Here is an 18,942-nt window from a genome sequence, read left to right as displayed (position 1 = left end):
GACAACTACTCGTCCTACCAGGTTAAGCCGCCCTTTCCGAGCGTGGCCACCGCGTCGACGATCCGGGTGAAGCTCGCGCGGGCGCGGCCAACGGCATGCCGGGCCCTGAGATAGCCGTGCACCAGGCCGGGCTCCTCGAACCAGGCGGCGCGCCCGCCTGCCGCGACGATGCGGTCGCGATAAGCCTCGCCATCGGATGACAGCGGGTCGCACTGGGCGGTAATCAGCACGGTCTGCGGCAGATTGGCGAAATCGGCATCGGCCAGCGGATACAGCGTGATGTCACCGGTCTGGTCCACGCCGCCGGTACGGACGTATTTGTAGAATTCAAGGTCGCGCACCGTCAGCATCGGCGCTTCGGCATGCGTCACATAGGAGCCGCGCGCGCGATCGCCGCCGAGACCGGGATAGATCAGCACCTGGCCGATCGGCTTTTTCGCGTGGCCACGTGTCGCGTGCGCAACGGCGGCGCAAAGATTGCCGCCGGCGCTGTCACCGCACAGCAAGACCGGGCGGTCGTAGGTCCCGGCGGCCCATTCGAAGGCGCTCATCGCATCGTCGAAAGCGGCCGGATGCAGATGCTCCGGCGCCAGCCGGTAGTCGACCGAGACCACCTCATAACCGGTGCGGCCGCAAAGCTCGGCGCAGACGTCGTCATGGCTGTCCAGCCCGCCGAGGATGAAGCCCCCGCCATGGAGGTAGAGCACCATGGCGGCATGGTCCGGCTTTGCGTTGCGGTAGATGCGCATCGGGACATCGCATGCCGGCCCGGCAATAGCGGTCGTCTCGGCCGTCACGCCTTGCGGATAGCCGGCAAAGAACTCGCGGCACATGCGATCGTAGATCTCGCGCTGCTGCGCGATCGTGTAATCGATCGTGTCGGGCGGATAATAGGAATTCGTCCGCTCGATGAAGGCCCAGGTCTCGGCGTCGATGAGTTTGCTGTAGTCGGTCATGCTGCTTGGACCGAATGTGGAGGTTGAGGCCAGAGGGGGGTGTGACGGAACATCATCGTCGGCGAGCTATCTCCCCTTCCATACCGGTTCGCGCTTTTCGGCGAAGGCGCGGAAACCTTCCATGCCGTCCTCCGACCCATAGAGCGCATCGACCGTCGGCAGTTGCCGGCGCGTCACCTTGTTCATCGCCTCCTGGAAGGTCAGCGATTCCGCCACCCGCGCGGTCTCCTTGATCGCTGCGAACACCAGCGGCGGGCCGCCGGCGAGCAGCCGGGCGATCTCCCAGACGCGGTCCTCGAGCTTCTCCTTGGGCAGCACCTCGTTGACCAGGCCCCAGCGATGCGCCTCGGCGACATCCATCCAGCGGCCGGTGAGCAAAAGGTCCATGGCGACATGATAGGGGATGCGCTTCGGAAGCTTGATCGTCGCCGCGTCGGCCAGCGTGCCGGCGCGGATTTCGGGCAGCGCGAAGGAGGAGTGGTCGGAGGCGTAGATGAGATCGCAGGACAGCGCCAGCTCGAAGCCGCCGCCCACCGCCATGCCGTTGACGCAGGCGATGACCGGCTTGTTCAGGTCGCGCAGTTCCTGCAGACCGGCGAAACCGCCGACGCCATAGTCGCCGTCGACCGCGTCGCCGCTCGCGGCGGCCTTGAGGTCCCAGCCGGCGCTGAAGAACTTGTCGCCGGCGGTCTTGACGATGGCGACGCGCAGGTCGGGATCGTCGCGGAACGCCTTGAAGGTTTCGCCCATCAGCCGCGATGTTTTCAGATCGATGGCATTGGCCTTGGGGCGGTCGAGCGTGACCTCGAGGATCAAGCCTTCGCGGCGGGTCGAAATGACGTCAGACATTCTTGTTTTCTCCCAGCACCAGCAATGCATCGGCGATCCAGGCGCCCTTGCCTTCGGAGCAGACGATCAGCGGATTGATGTCGAGTTCCTCGATCTCGCCGGCATTCTCCTGCACGAAGCCGGCAATGCCCGCGATGGCGTCGATGGCGGCCGCGAGATCGGCCTTCGGCCGACCGCGATAGCCTTCGAGCAGCGGGAACAGTTTCAGGCCGCGCAGTGCGGCCTCGATGTCGTCGCGCGTTGCCGGCAGCATCAGCGTGACGCTGTCGCGCAGCAATTCGACCAGCACGCCGCCGGTGCCCAGCGTCATCACGGCGCCGAACATCGGGTCGCGGGTGAAGCCGACGATCAGTTCGGCGACGCCGTCGCGCACCATGCGCTCGACATAGAGCCCGGTGCCGAGCGGCAACAGGTCATGCGCCGCGGTGCTGACCGATTCGGCGTCCTTGAGGTTCAGCCTGACGGCGCCGACCTCGGACTTGTGGGTGACGCCAAGCGCCTTCAGGGCGACGGGAAAGCCGAGCGCCATGGACGAGATCACCGCTTCGACCGCATTGCCCGCGCGTTCGCCTTTTGGCACTGGAAGCCCGGCCTTGATCAGCCGCGCCTTGGCTTGCGCCTCGTCGGGCGTAACATGATCGCCACCGGCAGCACCGGACGCCGATGTATCCACCGGCTGCGCCTGCGGCTCGCGCCAGGCCCAGCCGATGAAGGCCGCCGCCTGGGCGGCGTCCATCGCTTCGGAAATGCCGAAAAGCGGCACCATGCCGCGCGCCATCAGCTCGGCGGTGTATTCTTCCGGCAGGTTCTCCGGCAGCGAGGAGACGATGGCGCCACGCGCCTTGTTGGTCTTCAGCGCCGATTCGAAAGCGCGCAGCGTCGCCCACCAGTCGGTCACCGAGCAGCGATCGGGACGCGGGAAGTCGAGCACCAGCATGTTGAGGTCGAAGCCGCCCGACACCATGGCGGTGAAGGTGGCGGTCATCGCCGGCTCGTTGTTCCAGATGAAGGTGTGATAGTCCAGGGGATTGGCCACCGCGACCAGCGGCCCGAGCGTCGATTTGACATGGGCGCGATGGGTGTCGTTCAGGACCGGGAAGTTGACCCATCGGCCTTCGGCGCTGTCGGCCATGACCGATGCCTCGCCGCCCGAACAGCTCATCGACGACAAGGTATAGCCAGGCAGCGGTCCGGTGATGTGCAGCAGCTTCAGCGCCTCGATGAAGGAGGGGATGGAATCGACGCGAGCGATGCCAAGCCGCTTCAGGAAGGCGCCGGAAGCAGCGTCCGAGCCGGCAAGCGAAGCGGTGTGCGAGACGGTTGCCTGCCGCGCCTGTTCGGAGCGGCCGACCTTCATGGCGATGATCGGCTTCTTGAGCTCACGTGCCCTTGCCGCCAGGCGCTCGAAGCCGGCTACCGAATCGAACGCCTCGATGTGCAGGCCAAGCGAGGTGACGCGCTCGTCCTCGATCAGGCCGAGCGCCATTTCGGACAGGCCGGTCTGCGCCTGGTTGCCTGCGGTCATCAGGAAGGCGATCGGTAGGCCGCGCTTCTGCATCGTCATGTTGATGGCGATGTTGGACGACTGGGTGATGATGGCGACACCCTTGCCGCCCTCTTCCAACCTGATGCCGCCATGCTGGTCTGGCCACAAAAGCGCGCCGTCGGCATAGTTGATCAGGCCGTAGCAGTTCGGTCCGATGATCGGCATCTGGCCGGCGGCGGCCACCAGTTCGGCCTGCAGCCGCTCGCCGTCCTCGTCATAGGCCTCGGTTTCGAGGAAGCCGGCGGCAAAGCAGACGGCGCCGCCGGCGCCGCGTTCGGCCAGCGCCTTGACCACCTCGATGGTGAGGTGCCGGTTGACGCCGACAAAGGCGGCGTCCGGCGCGCCGGGCAAATCGGCGACGGATCGGTAGGCCTTGCGTCCGGCCACTTCGTCCTTGGTTGGGTGCACCGGCCAGATCTCGCCGGCAAAGCCCATCTTGATCGATTGCGCCACGACGGCGGCGGCCTGCACGCCGCCGAACACGGCGATCGATTTGGGGCGCAGGAGGCGTTCGAGTTTATGCATCGATCAAGCCCCGAACGGGCGCAGCAGCGCCCGCGAAATAATATGTCGCTGAATCTCCGACGTGCCTTCCCAGATGCGTTCGACGCGGGCGTCGCGCCAGATGCGCTCCAGCGGCAGATCGTCCATCAGCCCCATGCCACCATGGATCTGGATGGCCTCGTCGGCAACGAAGGCGAGCATTTCGGTGGCCTTCAGCTTGGCCATGGCCATGTCCTGGTCGGTGACGGTTCCCTGATCGTACTTCCAGCCGGCTTCGAACACCATCAGGTCGGCGGCCTTGAGTTCCGTCGCCATGTCGGCGAGCTTGAACGACACGCCCTGGAACTTGCCGATCTGCTGGCCGAACTGCTGGCGCTGCGCGGCATATTCGACCGCATGGCCGAGCGCTCGCTCGGCACGGCCGAGGCAGGTGGCGCCGACCTGCAGCCGCGTGGCGCCGAGCCAGGAATTGGCGACGTCGAAGCCCTTGTGCACCTCGCCCAGAACCTGGGATGCCGGCAGGCGGCAATCGTCGAATTCGAGGATGGCGTTGGTGTAGCCGCGATGCGAGACATTGCGATAGCCGTCGCGCACCGTGAATCCCTTGGTGCCCTTGTCGACGAAGAAGGCGGTGATCTTCTTGCGCTTTCCGCGCGGTGAATCCTCTTCGCCCGAGGCCATGAAGACGATGGCGAAATCGGCGAGATCGGCGTGGGAGATAAAATGCTTGGTGCCGTTCAGCACCCAGTCGTCGCCGTCCTGCACGGCGGTCGCCTTCATGCCGCGCAGGTCGGAGCCGGCGCCCGGCTCGGTCATCGCCAGGCAGTCCCATTTCTCGCCGCGGATGCAGGGGAAAAGATATTTTTCGCGCTGCTCCGGCGTGCCGGCGAGCAGGATGTTGGAGGGGCGCGCCACGCAGGTCCAATGCAGTGCGTAATTGGCGCGGCCCAGTTCCTTCTCGTAGAGCAGCCAGGTCACCGTATCGAGCCCCGCGCCGCCGACATCGGCAGGCATGTTAGCGGCATAGAGGCCCGCCTCGATCGCCTTCGCCTTGATCTCCTCGATCAGCTCGCGGCGCAGCACGCCAGTGCGCTCGACCTCGCGCTCGTGCGGATAAAGCTCATTCTCGACGAAGGCGCGCGTCGTCTCGACAATGAGTTTCTGCTCTTCCGAAAGACCGAAATCCATGGTCTCAGCCCTTCTTCTTTTTCTTCGGCTTTTCGGCTTTCTTCACTGGCTTGGCGGCCCTGGCCCTTTCCGCTGCCTTTGAGGCCACGGGCTTCTTCGCCGCCAGCTTGGCGAGCTGTCTTGTGTAATCCTTGTGCAGCGCGCCGGCGCCCCAGCCCTTGCCCTTGTTCTGCTTCGACAGCGCATCCATGATCGCGACCAGATTGTCGTCGCGGATCTTTTCCAGTTCGCGGATCGACAGGCCGTGCGCCTGGTCGTCAGACTGGGTGGCGATCAGGTCGACCAGTTCGTCGTTGAACTCCGGCACGTCCATCAGTTTGGTCCACGGCCATTTCAGGCAGGGCCCGAACTGCGCCATGAAGTGGCGCATGCCGGCCTCGCCGCCGGCAACGCGATAGACCTGGAACATGCCCATCTGCGCCCAGCGCAGGCCGAAGCCGTAGCGCATGATGTCGTCGAGTTCCTCGACCGTGCAGATCCCGTCCTTGATCAGCCACAGTGCCTCGCGCCAGGCGGCTTCGAGCAGGCGGTCGCCGACGAAAGCCTCGATCTCCTTGCGGATGACGACCGGCTTCATGCCGATCGAGGCATAGATCTCCTTGGCGACTTCGATGGCTTCGGGGAAGGTCTGGTCGCCGCCGACGATCTCGACCAGCGGCAGCAGATAGACCGGGTTGAACGGATGGCCGACGACCAGCCGTTCCGGGTGCCTCTTCATCGCCACCTGCATGTCGGTCGGCTTGATGCCCGAGGTCGAGGAGCCGACGATGGCGTTGGCCGGCGCGTGGGTGTCGATCTCGGCCAGCACCTTGTGCTTTAGGTCGAGCCGTTCCGGCACGCTTTCCTGGACGAAGTCGGCATCCGCGACCGCCTCGGCGATCGTCTTGGCGAAGGTCAGCTTGCCCTCTTTGGGCAGGCCGCCCGGCACCATCTGCCTATAGGCGCGGCGCGCGCCCTTCATCACTTCCGAGACCTTGCGCGAAGCTTCGGGATCGGGATCGAAGATCGACACGTCGATGCCGTTGAGCAGGAGCCGCGCCACCCAGCCGGCGCCGATGACCCCGCCGCCGATGGCGGCCGCCTTGTTGATGATGCTCATTGAGAGGCTCCGGTTCTTGTCCTGGCGGTTTCGGGATCGGCGAGAGGCACGCGCTCGCCGGCGCGGATGACCGAGGGGTCGTAGGCTTTGCGGGCGAAGACTTCGAGCACGAACGGCCGGAAGAAGTCGATCGGCAGTGTCTCATAGTCAGGGTCGAAGCTCGACTGGTCCCAGCGTTCGCAAAACTGGTCGCAATCGTCGAAATAGGCATGACCGGCGAAGCGGTCGCGCGCATGGCGATTGCCGCCGAGATGGTGGGCGTAATAGAGGCGCTGGAAGTCGCCATGCTTCTCCACCACCCAGGTGCATTGCTCGCGCACGAAAGGTTTCAGGATCGAAGCGGCGTATTCGTCGTGATTGTAGGGCGCGTAGATGTCGCCGATGTCGTGCAGAAGCGCACAGGCTATCCAGTCGGTGTCGGCGCCGTCGCGCCAGGCCCGCGTCGCCGCCTGCAGCGAATGACCCAGCCGCGTGATCTTGTAGCCGGACAGGCCTTCGTCGAGCTGCACCAGCGCGTCGAGCAGCCGCTCGCCGGTCCTGGCCGCGTAGTCGATCTCGTGCGCGGTCAGGAACTCGTAGTCTTGCCTGTCGCCGTCCTTCATGGCGGTGAATTTTACAGTAGCCATATCGACCCTCCCTGCGAATAATTTATGCCGCGATCGGCGCTCGCTTGGTCAGGTTGAGCTTCTTGCGCACTTCTTCCGGCCCCAGGATCCGGGCGCCGAGATTGGTGACGATCGAGGCGGCACGCTCGACCAATTGCGCATTGGTCGCCAGCACGCCCTTGTCGAGCCACAGATTGTCCTCGAGGCCGACGCGGACATTGCCGCCGGCGAGCACGGCGGCAGCGGCGTAGGCCATCTGGTTGCGGCCGATGGCGAAAGCCGACCAGTTCCATGTCGACGGCACGTTGTTGACCATCGCCATGAAGGTATTGAGATCGTCGGGCGCCCCCCACGGCACGCCCATGCAGAGCTGCACCAGCGCGTCCGGGTCGAGCACCTTTTCCTCGACCAGTTGCTTGGCGAACCAGAGATGTCCGGTGTCGAAGGCCTCGATTTCCGGCTTGACGCCGAGCGCCGTCATCATGCCGCCCATGGCGCGCAGCATGCCGGGCGTGTTGGTCATGACATAGTCGGCCTCGGCGAAATTCATGGTGCCGCAGTCGAGCGTGCAGATTTCCGGCAGGCACTGGCGCACATGTTCCATGCGGTTGGTGGCGCCGCCCATGTCGGTGCCTTTTTCGTTGAGCGGCAGCGGCGCTTCGGGCGAGCCGAACACCATGTCTCCGCCCATACCGGCGGTGAGGTTCAGGATGACGTCGACATCCGCCGCGCGGATGCGCTCGGTCACCTCGCGGTAGAGATGCACGTCGCGCCTGGGCTTGCCGGTTTCGGGGTCGCGCACATGGCAATGGACGATGGCAGCGCCGGCCTTGGCCGCGTCGATCGCCGAATCGGCGATCTGCTTGGGCGAGCGCGGTACGTGGGGTGAGCGATCCTGCGAGCCGCCGGACCCGGTCACGGCACAGGTAATGAAAACCTCACGGTTCATCGCGAGCGGCATCGAAACTCTCCTCCCATTCGAAACAGCCACTACCATCGCTCGACTTGATCAAAGCTGCTTTGCGTTTTACGAAGGCCACATGATCAAAAGCGAAAAATCTGTCTTTCGCGCCGAACGTGAGACCCTCAAGGTAACGTTCCTGGTGTTTTCCGGCTCCTCGATCATGTGCGTCGCCTCCGCCGTCGACCCGCTGCGGGCCGCCAATCGCATTTCCGGCGAAACCCTGTTCGATTTCAAGCTGGTCTCGGTGACAGGCGAGGCGCCGGTTACCACCTGCGGCCTGCCGGTGGCGGTCAGCGGCCGTTTCGACGCCAAGGAGACGACCGACGTTCTCGTCGTCGTCGCCGGTTTTGGCACCCAGAATTACGCGACGTCGGCTCTGCTTTCAGGCTTGCGGAGGGCGGCGCGGGCGGCCCGCGCGTGCGGCGGCGTCGAGGCCGGCACCTGGCTGGTGGCGCGCGCCGGCCTGCTGGAGGGCCGCAGCGCCACCACCCATTGGGAAGACATGGAGGATTTTTCGTCGGCTTTTCCCGGCGTCGATGTCCGGCCGGACCGCTATGTCATCGACGGGCCGGTGTTCACCTCGGGCGGCGCCTCGCCGACCTTCGACCTGATGCTGCACTTGATTCGCACGCGGCTCGGCATGGCGGTGGCGCTCGATGTCGCCAGCGTCTTCATCTACGACCAGGCGCGTGCCGCGACTGATGCCCAGCCGCTGGTCTCGCTCGGCCGGCTCGACGGCTACGATCCGCGGCTGGCGCAAGCGATCCGCTTGATGGAAGCGCATGTCGACCAGCCGCTGACCATCGACGCGGTGGCCAAGCGCGCCGGGGTGACGGCGCGCACCCTGGAAAGCATCTTTCGCAAGTCGATCGGCGAGACGCCGGGCGCCTACTATCTCAGGCTGCGCCTGGGCGCCGCGCGCCGGCTCGTTGTCGACACGCGGATCGCCATGGCGGATATCGCCGGGCGGACGGGGTTCTCGTCTGCTGCGGCCTTTTCGAGAGCATTTTCAAGGGCTTTTGGCGAAGCCCCTGTCAGGCTTCGCCGAGGTTGAATCCAGGCGGCTCAGGCGGCGTTTTGCCGGTCGCTGCCGCCATCGATCTGCGAGCGCATCTGTCTGGCCAGATGGGTCTCGAAACGGCTGGCAACAGCACGATCCCATTCGTTGGACCGGCGCGCGCCATCCCTGGGATGCGGCATTGCCATCAGCCGGTCGATGATCGATCCGGCCTCGCCAGGTGAGAGCAGGGCGTCGATTTCACGTTCGTTCTGCATATCGGTTCGCCTCCTTCTTCCTCTCCCGCCACGAGCCATACCTATACGAGATTCGTGACGGCAGTTTGAAGGCAAGAGCGAGGTCATTGAGAGGCGGCAAGGGGCAAAACCTTGTCGTCGATTTCAGCATGGCGCGCAGAAAGTTTCCGCGCGCCAAGCTTTCGAATCGCATAGTGCGCCGGCTTGGATTGCCGACGGTCAGGCAGCGTCAGACGTAGCGGTTGACGATGTTTTCGAGCAGTTCCTGGCGGCCGGAGCGCGGTTGCGGCTCGATCTTCTTCTTCACCACGCGCTCGGCGATCTCTTCCAGCGTCCGCTTGCCTGACAGCATCGCCTTGGCCTCGGCGCTGTTCCAGCCGGCATAGCGCTCGGCGAGCGGACCCGACAGCGCCTTGTCCTCTACCATCTTCGCTGCCGCCTTGAGGCCGCGCGCGCAGGAATCCATGCCGCCGATATGGCCGATCAGCAGGTCCTGCGGGTCGAGCGACTGGCGGCGCAGCTTGGCGTCGAAATTGGTGCCGCCGGTCTTGAAACCGCCGGCCTGGAGCACCTGGTAATATGCCAGCGCCATTTCCGGCACGTTGTTGGGGAACTGGTCGGTGTCCCAGCCCGACTGGTAGTCGTTGCGGTTCATGTCGATCGAGCCGAAGACGCCGAGTGCATTGGCCAGCGCCAGTTCGTGCTCGAAGGAGTGGCCTGCCAGGATGGCGTGGCCCTGCTCGATGTTGAGCTTGACCTCCTTCTCCAGGCCGAAGCGCTTGAGGAAGCCGTAGACGGTCGCGACGTCGTAGTCATACTGGTGTTTTGTCGGCTCCTGCGGCTTCGGCTCGATCAGGATCGTGCCCTTGAAGCCGATCTTGTGCTTGTAGTCGACGACGAGGTTCAGGAAACGGCCAGCCTGTTCCTGCTCGCGGGCAAGGTCGGTGTTGAGCAGCGTCTCATAACCCTCGCGCCCGCCCCACAGCACGTAATTCTCGCCCTTCAGCCGCTTGGTGACGTCGATGCACCTCTTTACCGTCGCCGCCGCGTAGGCGAACACATCCGGATCGGGATTGGTCGCCGCGCCCGACATGAAGCGGCGGTTGGAGAACAGGTTCGCCGTGCCCCACAAAAGCTTGACGCCGGTCTGCTTCATCTTGCCGGCGAAATAATCGGCGATCTCATCGAGGCGGGCCGCACTTTCGGAAAAATCCTTGCCCTCGGGCCGTACATCGGCGTCGTGAAAGCAGAAATAGGGAGCGCCGAGCAGCGAGAACATCTCGAAGGCGACATCCGCCTTCAGCTTCGCCAATTCCATCGTGTCGACGCCGCCAGCCTTGGGGAACCAGGGACGGTCGAAGGTCTGGCCGCCGAACGGGTCGCCGCCCGGCCAGGCGAAGGAATGCCAGTAGGCGACGGCAAAGCGCAGATGGTCTTCCAGCCGCTTGCCGGCCACCACTTCGTCGGGATTGTAGAAACGGTAGGCCAGCGGATTGGTCGAATCCGGTCCTTCATATTTGATTGTCTGGATATCGCCGAAAAAGCCGCTGCTCATGGTTCTCTTCCTCTCCAAGATAGGTTTGCCCGATTACCTCAGGCGTAATTGGTTTCACGCCGGCGCTGGTCGAAAACGGTCCTGTCAAAACCGTCAAACGAAGGAGACAGACCATGACCGACCTCAACGCGATCGCCCTGAACTACATCACCGCCTGGAACGAAAGCGATGCCGACCGCCGGGCGGCCTTGCTCAAGGCTGTCTTCACCGAGGACGTCAGCTATCGTGATCCGCTCATGCAGGGCGACGGCCATGAAGGCGTCGCGGCGCTGATCGGCGGCGTCCAGCAGCGCTTTGCCGGCTTCCGCTTCTCGCTGAAGGGCACGCCGGACGGCTTTGCCGACAAGATCCGCTTCTCCTGGAATCTCGGGCCCGAGGGCACTGCTTCCGTCATCGAAGGCACCGACATCGGCATCATCGAGAACGGCCGCCTGAAGAGCGTCACCGGCTTCCTCGACAAGGTGCCGGCGCAGTGAGGTCTTGCTGGCAAGTTGAGTGGCTCCCACGCTTACAGTAGTTGCTTGTCCAATCTGTAGAGGGGACCGATTGGCGAAGTCGGCGCCGCCCCTCATCGCCCTGCCGGGCACTTCTCCCCGTATAGTGACGGGGAGAAGGGGGCCGGCGGCAATCTCGACGCCTTTCCTGCGACGTTGGTGATTGGCGAAACCAGCAATGACAGCGCCCCTCTCCCCGTCTCTATACGGGGAGAGGATGCCGGCAGGCAGGTGAGGGGCAGCGCCAGCGCCCGGACGAAAGGAATGGGACAAGCGCCAACTCACGCGGTTACGGCCTTGATCGCCGGATAGAGCGCGCGGTAGCGGTGATAGGCATCGGCGAAGGCGCCGCCAAGAGCTGCATCCGGCTCGATCGTGGCATCTGTCCTCGGCGCGGAGCACACGGCCAGCGGATCGGCGCCGGTCGCGGCGATCAGGCCAAGTCTGGCCGCTCCAAACGCAGCGCCGAAATCGCCATCAGCCGGAATATCCACCGGCAATTGCAGCGCGGTGGCGATCGCCTTCAGCCAGTAGCGCGAGCGCGAGCCGCCGCCGATCGCGGTCACGCGCGTCAAGGTCGTGCCGGCGGTTTTCAATGCCTCCAGGCTGTCGCGGAAGGCAAAGGCGACGCCTTCGAGCACTGCCTGTGTCAGCACTGCGCGGCCCGATTCATGCGCCAGGCCTGTGAACGAACCGCGAATGGCGGAATCATTGTGTGGCGTCCGCTCGCCCGAGAGATAGGGCAGGAAGGATACGCCGGTCGGCGCCTTCAGCGTCTCGCCGAGTTCCGATGTCAGTTCGCCCGCGCCCTTGCCCGTGATCTCCGACAGCCAGTTGAGCGAATCGGTTGCCGACAGGATGACGCCCATCTGGTGCCAGGTGTTGGGCAGCGCATGGCAGAAGGTGTGCACCGCGCTGGCCGGGTTGGGCAGATAGGCGGCGTTGGCGGCAAACAGCACACCCGATGTGCCGAGCGAGACAAAAGCGTGGCCGGCGCCGACCGTGCCCATGCCGCAGGCGGAAGCCGCATTGTCGCCGGCCCCGCCAGCCACCGGAGTGCCGGCCGCGATGCCCCACCGCGACGCGAGTTCGGCGCGCAGGGCGCCGGCTTTTTCCGTGCCCTCGACCAGCGACGGCATCTGCTTTTCCTCAAGCGAGGTCGCAGCGAGCAACTCGGAAGACCAGCGCCGCTTGCCGACATCGAGCCAGGATGTGCCGGCCGAATCCGACATTTCCGACATGTAGTCGCCGGTCAGCCAGAGCCGCAGGAAATCCTTGGGCAAAAGCACCCTTGCCACCTTGGCGAAGACAGCGGGTTCGTTGTTCTTCACCCAGGCGAGCTTGGGCGCGGTGAAGCCGGGAAAGACGATGTTGCCGGTGAGCGCGCGGAAGCGCGGATCGGCGTCCAGTGCCGCCGCCTCGACATGGCTGCGCGTATCGTTCCAGAGGATGCAGGGGCGCAACACCTGATCGGCCGCATCGAGCAAGGTCGCGCCATGCATCTGGCCCGACAGGCCGATGCCCTTGACTGCCGCGAACTGCCCGGGATGTGCCGCCTTCAGGTCGGCGATCGCATCTTCGCAGGCGCGTATCCAGTGCAGGGGATCCTGCTCGGACCAGCCCGGATGAGGGCGAGAAACATCAAGCGTGCCATGGCCGGAGCCGATGACGCCCTGTCCGGCATCGATCAGCAGCGCCTTGACGCCCGATGTGCCCAGGTCGAGGCCGAGATACATGGTTTCCTCCCACGTTCTTATTTTTTTCGGAACCCGAAAAATATGTTTGAGCCAGTTTTTAAGGCAAGATCCGCTCCGGGTCAATTCTCTGACAAATCGGCGGCACGTCTCGAAAACAGCGCCGACAGCGGACTGTCCGGGCGTACGGCCGAACGCTCCGTCGTCAGCGCCCTGGCCAGTGCACCGTCGCCGGCACGCAGGGCGGCTTCTATCAGCGTCAGATCGATGACGTTGCGCTGCGCGTGGCTGCCGCCAAATCGATGGGCGATGGTCCGGATCGGCCGGATCAGTCGGATGGTTTCGGCGTAGTTGCCCTCTCCGAACGCCTTGATCGCAAGCGTCAGGGGATGGCCGACATCCCGCGTGAAAGCGGCATTGTCGTCACCGCCCCGCATCGCTTCGCGCTGTGCCTCCAGCAAGGTCCGGGCCGGAGCATCGAGCCCGGCGCCGACAAAGGCCATCATCGCGTGGGCGTCGTTGAAGGCGTAGATGGAGGCAGCGGCCTTGGGCACCCAATTGGCGGCCAGCGCCGTCCAGCGGTCGCCGACATCGACGCCGCCGAGATGAAGCCGCCACAGGATCGCCGATGCATCGACCATGTTGAGCGCCAGCGTCGATCTGCTGCCATAGATCGGCCCGTCATAGAGCGCCAGCACCTCGCCGGTCTCGCCGAGATCGTAGTGGAACAGCGCCAGGTGCCACCAATTGTGGACCTGGAGGAAGCTCTCCTTCGTCCAGGCTTCGGGATCGGTACGCATCCAGGCGATGCCGTCCCTTTGCCGGCTTTGCATCTCCATCACATGCGCGACCGCATGTTGCGCCCAGCCATCGCGCGGTTCGATCTCGACCGCCGTACGGCCGAGCCTTTCGGCCTGCGCATACTCAGCCATCTCTTCGAGCCCGAAGGCCTGCATGCCGAGAATGGCGTGATACCCCGGCATGTCCGCCTGCCATGACGGCAGGGCGCGGGCGATGCGGTCGCGCAGCATGCGGGCGTTGCCGGTGAAGAAATCGACCTGGTGTCCGACCTGGAGCGCCACGGCGTCGAGCGGAAAATCGATCGCTATGTCCCGCAGAATGCCGGAGGCCTGATGCCAGCGCCCGTTGGCGAGGTGGCCGAGGGCCGAGACATGCGCCCGCTCACGCGTTGTCGCGGCAAGCGGCAGCGCCGCCTCGTGGCAGATCCTGGCCACGGCCGTCGCCTCCGGTTCGGTGGCAAGGCCGAAAAGGTAGCCCTTGAAGACATGCGCCATGACAAAACCGGGGTCCTGCGCGATGGCGCGATCGACGGATTTCACGGGATCGCCAATGAAACACTGCAATTCGCGCACGGCCTGGCCGTAGGGCGCGAATCCAGCTTCCGTCGCGCCCGAAAATGCCAGGCCAAATGCGTCCCTGATGGCCATGCGAGAGTCCCCGGTCGAGGCCCGATGGGCATGATGCCCACGGTCCAGCGTGATCTTAAAGCATAGGCCACGGCTACGCCATTTCACGAGTCGCGCCGCGGCATGTCAGACATTTTTGCAGTTCATCAACCATGGGAGACAGAATAGGCTTTGTAAAACTGGACGAATTGTGGCTTGATTGCGGCGCGGGTAAGGGGCTTGAAATCGCGATCTGAGAGGGGACGCGATGCGGCATTTTGAAATACAGGTTCCGAACAGCGGTTCGGAGCACATTGGCAGGGCTGTTTCTTTGCTGCAGCGAAAGCCCAGGCGGATCAATGCTGGGTTTATTAGCTTATTTGCAACTACGACCCTTATGTTGCTGCCGAACTCCGCGGCCCTGGCGGCATGCCTGCTGGTTCCGTCTCCGGGCAATGACGTCTTCACTTGCGATAGTGGCGATTCGGGCGGCAGCCTCAACGACACCATCGGCAACAACACGCTGAACTTTCCCGCCGGCGGCACCGGCCAGGTGAGCGGTAACGTCACCTTCGGCCCGGGCACGGACCGCATCAACATGCAGTCAGGCACCATCACCGGCACGGTCGATCAGGGCGACGGCACGGATTTCTTCACCATCGGCGGCGGCACCGTCGCCGGCAATGTCCAGCAGGGCGCCGGCATCGACGACTTCAACATGAGCGGCGGCCAGGTCGGTTCGCTGAACCAGGGCGACGGGCTGGACACCTTCACCATGACCGGCGGGCGCATCGTCGATTTCTTCGACGACGGCGACCGTGCCGTGATCACCGACGGCCGCATCGGCCGCGTCAACATGAAGCTCGACAAGAACTATTTCAACATGTCGGGCGGCATCATCGACCGCAACCTGGTCACCGGCTTCGACCAGGACACCATCATTCTCTCCGGCGGCACGATCGGCGGCAACATCAGCGTCAGCGGCGGCAACGACAGCGTGACGATCACGGGCGGCACCGTCGGCGGCGATGTGCTGATGAGCTTCGGCGCGGACAATTTCGTGTGGAATGGCGGCGGCATCATCTATGGCGCCGTCGACCTCGGCGGCGACAACGATACGGCAAAGCTGAGCAACCTGACCAAAGCCAATCTGGGCGGCGCCGACGCGCTGAATGGCGGTCTCGGCACCGATACGCTGACCTTCGATAACGTCAAGCTCGACGGCATCAGCCGGATCCAGAACTGGGAGACCGTCGACGCCACCAACGACACCCAGCTCACGCTGGACGGCAATCTCGTGCTTGGAGACAGCGGCACCGGCACGGGATCGCTCAATGTCGATGCCGCGAGCACGCTCTATGGCGGCGGCTTCAACGCATCGATCCAGGCCTTTACGTCGGGCCAGCTTGCGGACGTCGTCAATGCAGGCCGCATCGACCTGACCAATGGCAGTACCGGCGCGACGGACCGGCTGATGATTTCGGGCAATTACACCGGGCTCGGCGGCCTGCTGCTCATCCAGACCGAGCTCGGCGATGATTCGTCGGCGTCGGACAGGCTGGTGCTTTCGGGCGGCACGGCTTCCGGCTCGACCGGCATCGCGGTGGTCAATGTCGGCGGCGCGGGGGCCGAAACGATGCAGGACGGCATCATGGTCGTCCAGGCGGTCAACGGCGCCACCTCCACCTCAAGCGCCTTCGCGCTCGACGTGCCGGTCGCGGCAGGCGCCTTCGAATATTATCTGTTCAAGGGTGGCGTCACCGCAGGCAGCGCGGAGAACTGGTATCTGCGCTCGTCGCTGATAACCCCGACATCGCCGGCCGCGGCGCCGCCGGCGGCAGAACCAACACCCGCGCCGGAACCGGTGCCGCCCGAGGCCGAACCTCCGCCGCCGCCATCCGCGTTGCCGCCGGTGCCGGCGCCGACCGAGGGCGACATCAACACTCCGCCGGTCGATCCGACGCCGCCGGTGCAGGCTAGCGATCCGGTGCCCGTGCCACCGCCACCGCCGCCGCCGGCGCCGGCGGCTGATCCACCGCCACCGCCCCCGCCGGTCCCGACTGCCGTGCCCGATCTTCCGACGCCTGCGGCAGGGGAGGAAATCCTGCTCTATCGCGTCGAGGTGCCGGTCTATTCCGCGGTGCCGCCTGTGGCCGAGCATCTGGCGATGACGACACTTGGCACCTTCCATGAGCGGCGTGGCGAACAGAGCCTGTTGTCGAACACGGAGCTGTCGCCGGTCTGGGGCCGCATCTACGGCCAGGACGCCAAGATGGGCTGGTCGGGAACGGTGTCGCCGTCCTTCGACGGCACCTTGTTCGGCCTGCAGGCGGGCTTCGACGTCTTCGGACGCGAAACCGCGTCGGGCGGGATCGATCGCGCCGGCCTGTTCGTCGCCTATGCCAGCATGAAGGGCGATGTGCGCGGCCAGGCGCTGGGGCAGAATGATATGTCCGTCGGCGGCATCGATGTCAGCGGCACCAGCGTCGGCGGTTACTGGACCCGCATCGGCCAAGGCGGCTGGTACCTCGACGGCGTCCTCATGGCCACCTTCTTCGGCGGCGACGCGACGTCGTCGCGCAATGTCGGCATCGACATTGGCGGAACAGGTGTCACCGCCTCGCTGGAGGGCGGCTATCCCATTGCGCTGGCGCAGGGCTGGACGCTCGAACCGCAGGCGCAACTGATCTGGCAGCATCTGTCGCTCGACGATGCCAAGGATCGTTTCTCGTCGGTTTCCTTCGATAGCGACGGCAGCGTCACCGGCCGGATCGGGGCTCGGCTGCAGGGCGAGTCCGCTGTCAATGGCATAGCGCTGCAGCCCTACCTCAAGGCCAATATCTGGCATGATTTTGGCGGCACCGATCGTGTCAGCTTCGACACCACCGACATCTCGACAGAGGGCAGGTCAACCTCGTTCGAGTTCGGCGGCGGCATCGTCGCCAAGGTGACCGACAAGGTCAGCATCTTCGCCACCGGCGACTACACCACTAATCTCGGCGGCGACAAACGCCGCATCCTCGAGGGCAATCTGGGCTTCAGCGTTAAATGGTGAGGCCCTCCGGGCCTCACCCGCGTCAGGACATCAATTGCCGGAACGCATCGCCACCGTGGCGATGCCGGCGCCGACCAGGAGCGTGCCGCCGGTGCGGTTGAAGATGCGGATCGCCTTGGGATTGCGGACCACGTTGCGGGCGCGTGCCGCGATCAGCGCGTAACCGAAGGCGTTGGCGAAGGCGAGCGCCAGGAAGGTCGTCTCGAAGATCAGCATCTGCGTCCAGAAGTCGGCATGCCGGTCGAGGAACTGCGGCAGGAAGGCGACGAAGAAGGTGATGCTTTTCGGGTTGAGCGCGGTGACCAGCCAGGCATGCGCCATCATCTTGGCCGACGACACCGCGTCGGTGCGTGGTTCGGCCTTCAGCGCGCCGCCGGCGCGGAACAGTTTCACGCCGAGATAAATCAGATAGCCGGCGCCGATCAGTTTCAGGATGGTGAAGACACCAGCCGAAGCGGCAAGCAGCGCGCCGATGCCCAGCATCGACAAGGTCATGGCGGTGAAGTCGCCGAGCGCCACGCCGACGGCCATCGGCAAAGCGGTGCGCCAGCCCTGGCCCAGCGCATAGGAGACGACCAGAAGGATTGTCGGGCCCGGGATGATGAGGAGGATGGTCGACGCGGCAGCGAAGGCGGCCCAGTTTTCGAAGGACATGCTCGTCTCCTTTGAGCTCAAAGAAGAGGATAAATCCTTGGCTCCCGAAGAATGTAAAGGGACCGAATCCTTGTTTTTGCGTATTCCGGCCGGGCAACCGGCACGACTCTTACGGGACCGCGACGTCAATTGCGCCAGCGGCAAAAAGCTTGATGACGGTTTCAACGTCTTGCAGATGTTCAATGGCGACCGCGCGGGAGGGCGGAGCGGCGCCTCGGCAAGGCGCAAACGCAAGCAGCGCAAGGCATTCACGCTTTATCAACCATGAATGATGAAAATGCCCACTATCCGGCCGGACCGTGCTTCCCGCCGACAGCGTAGGATTTGGGTATATGCGTGAGTTGCCGCAAGGTCCGACGCCGCCACGAAACGGCGACGCAGTCGAAACCGATCTTCTTCTTTCCCGCCGCGCCGTCCTGTCCGGGGCGGGCGCTTTGGCATTGCTCGGCGTCGCCGGCTGCTCGACCTCGGGTGGTGGCGATCTGCCGGCGCTGCAGCTCGACGATACGGTCACCGGTTCGGTGCCGATCCGGCCCTCGATCAGCGTCGACAAGAACATCACCAGCCCCGACGTCATGTATGCCTCCTTGACGGATAACGGCTTCAACGTGCCCGAGGTGCCCTATCTCAAGGTCAAGCCGGAGTTCCGCCGCCAGATCGTCGTCGATACGACCGGCGAGGCGCCCGGCACCATCGTCGTGCATCTCAAGGAACGCATGCTCTATCTGGTCCAGCCGGGTGGCGACGCCATCCGCTACGGCGTCGGCATCGGCAAGGACGGTTTCCGCTGGTCCGGCCGCGCCAACATCCAGTACGGCAGGGAGTGGCCGACCTGGACGCCGCCGCCCGAAATGATCCAGCGCAAGCCGGAACTGGTGAAGTGGCAGGGCGGCCAGCCCGGCGGCCTGACCAATCCGCTCGGGGCGCGTGCGCTCTACATCTACCAGGACGGCAAGGACACCGGCTACCGCATCCATGGCTCGCCGGAATGGTGGAGCATCGGCCAGGCGATGTCGTCGGGCTGCGTGCGCCTGATCAACCAGGACATTATCGACCTCTACAGCCGGGTTTCGAAGAAAAACCCCGTCGTCGTCATGTGATCGTCCAGCCCTCCGTTTC

General features: G+C 64.7%; 17 protein-coding genes. 5 read left to right on the top strand and 12 right to left on the bottom strand.

The genetic code is table 11. The features are described from left to right. Positions 1-14 precede the first annotated feature (14 nt). The 7 genes from LB555_RS14055 to LB555_RS14025 form a co-directional block, all read right to left on the bottom strand. Positions 15-956 carry an alpha/beta hydrolase gene (locus tag LB555_RS14055; RefSeq protein WP_224683091.1) on the bottom strand — a complete coding sequence of 314 codons (942 nt, stop codon included), beginning with the start codon at positions 954-956 and terminating at the stop codon, positions 15-17. A 66-nt stretch (positions 957-1,022) separates the two neighbouring features. Continuing rightward, a complete protein-coding gene (locus LB555_RS14050) occupies positions 1,023-1,805 on the bottom strand; it encodes a carnitinyl-CoA dehydratase (protein ID WP_224683090.1) in 783 nt (260 codons plus the stop codon). Continuing rightward, entirely contained in the window at positions 1,798-3,876 is a 2,079-nt protein-coding gene (locus tag LB555_RS14045; protein ID WP_224683089.1) for an acetate--CoA ligase family protein, read from the bottom strand. Before LB555_RS14045 ends, LB555_RS14050 begins: the two co-directional genes overlap by 8 nt. Positions 3,877-3,879: 3 nt before the next feature. Continuing rightward, positions 3,880-5,043: an acyl-CoA dehydrogenase family protein gene (locus LB555_RS14040; protein WP_023772121.1), complete on the bottom strand. Its 1,164-nt coding sequence runs from the start codon at positions 5,041-5,043 to the stop codon at positions 3,880-3,882. Positions 5,044-5,047: 4 nt separating this feature from the next. After that, entirely contained in the window at positions 5,048-6,142 is a 1,095-nt protein-coding gene (locus LB555_RS14035) for a carnitine 3-dehydrogenase (RefSeq protein WP_224584213.1), read from the bottom strand. Further along, positions 6,139-6,768, bottom strand: a complete 630-nt coding sequence (locus LB555_RS14030) for an HD domain-containing protein (protein WP_140719360.1) — start codon at positions 6,766-6,768, stop codon at positions 6,139-6,141. Before LB555_RS14030 ends, LB555_RS14035 begins: the two co-directional genes overlap by 4 nt. Positions 6,769-6,790: 22 nt before the next feature. Continuing rightward, a complete protein-coding gene (locus tag LB555_RS14025; protein ID WP_023772124.1) occupies positions 6,791-7,708 on the bottom strand; it encodes a 3-keto-5-aminohexanoate cleavage protein in 918 nt (305 codons plus the stop codon). Positions 7,709-7,787: 79 nt separating this feature from the next. On the opposite strand from LB555_RS14025, the gene LB555_RS14020 reads away from it, so the two are divergent. Then, positions 7,788-8,765, top strand: a complete 978-nt coding sequence (locus LB555_RS14020; RefSeq protein WP_140875927.1) for a GlxA family transcriptional regulator — start codon at positions 7,788-7,790, stop codon at positions 8,763-8,765. A gap of 11 nt (positions 8,766-8,776) precedes the next feature. Here LB555_RS14020 and LB555_RS14015 read toward each other — a convergent pair whose 3' ends face one another. Both LB555_RS14015 and xylA read right to left on the bottom strand, forming a co-directional pair. Then, positions 8,777-8,986: a hypothetical protein gene (locus tag LB555_RS14015; protein WP_015314600.1), complete on the bottom strand. Its 210-nt coding sequence runs from the start codon at positions 8,984-8,986 to the stop codon at positions 8,777-8,779. Positions 8,987-9,194: 208 nt separating this feature from the next. Beyond that, entirely contained in the window at positions 9,195-10,520 is a 1,326-nt protein-coding gene (gene xylA, locus LB555_RS14010; protein WP_140620573.1) for a xylose isomerase, read from the bottom strand. Between the two features lie 113 nt (positions 10,521-10,633). Between xylA and LB555_RS14005 the strand changes: the two genes are divergently transcribed. Further along, the gene (locus LB555_RS14005) at positions 10,634-10,996 is read left to right on the top strand and encodes a nuclear transport factor 2 family protein (RefSeq protein WP_224683088.1); all 363 of its coding nucleotides are present in this window, start codon (positions 10,634-10,636) and stop codon (positions 10,994-10,996) included. 299 nt (positions 10,997-11,295) lie between these two features. Here LB555_RS14005 and xylB read toward each other — a convergent pair whose 3' ends face one another. Together xylB and LB555_RS13995 are read right to left on the bottom strand one after the other, a co-directional pair. Continuing rightward, complete coding sequence (gene xylB / locus LB555_RS14000) at positions 11,296-12,750, bottom strand: xylulokinase (protein ID WP_224683087.1); 1,455 nt, start codon at positions 12,748-12,750, stop codon at positions 11,296-11,298. Between the two features lie 80 nt (positions 12,751-12,830). After that, on the bottom strand, positions 12,831-14,156 hold the full coding sequence (locus LB555_RS13995; protein ID WP_224683086.1) for a tetratricopeptide repeat protein: 1,326 nt from the start codon (positions 14,154-14,156) through the stop codon (positions 12,831-12,833). 226 nt (positions 14,157-14,382) lie between these two features. Between LB555_RS13995 and LB555_RS13990 the strand changes: the two genes are divergently transcribed. Beyond that, positions 14,383-17,169, top strand: a complete 2,787-nt coding sequence (locus tag LB555_RS13990) for an autotransporter outer membrane beta-barrel domain-containing protein (RefSeq protein ID WP_224683085.1) — start codon at positions 14,383-14,385, stop codon at positions 17,167-17,169. A gap of 30 nt (positions 17,170-17,199) precedes the next feature. Here the strand turns inward: LB555_RS13990 and LB555_RS13985 are convergent, their stop codons facing one another. Continuing rightward, complete coding sequence (locus tag LB555_RS13985; protein WP_140770348.1) at positions 17,200-17,823, bottom strand: LysE family translocator; 624 nt, start codon at positions 17,821-17,823, stop codon at positions 17,200-17,202. Between LB555_RS13985 and LB555_RS13980 the strand changes: the two genes are divergently transcribed. Further along, a complete protein-coding gene (locus LB555_RS13980) occupies positions 17,822-18,091 on the top strand; it encodes a hypothetical protein (protein WP_140660229.1) in 270 nt (89 codons plus the stop codon). The genes LB555_RS13985 and LB555_RS13980 overlap by 2 nt on opposite strands. Before the next feature lie 64 nt (positions 18,092-18,155). After that, on the top strand, positions 18,156-18,923 hold the full coding sequence (locus LB555_RS13975; RefSeq protein ID WP_140620583.1) for a L,D-transpeptidase: 768 nt from the start codon (positions 18,156-18,158) through the stop codon (positions 18,921-18,923). The last annotated feature ends 19 nt before the right edge of the window (positions 18,924-18,942 follow it).

This window comes from Mesorhizobium sp. BR-1-1-10, from assembly GCF_020165595.1.
In the GTDB taxonomy this organism is placed as follows: Bacteria; Pseudomonadota; Alphaproteobacteria; order Rhizobiales; family Rhizobiaceae; genus Mesorhizobium; species Mesorhizobium australicum.
Note: the sequence above shows the minus strand (reverse complement) of the source record. Positions and strands in the feature narration are given on the sequence as shown.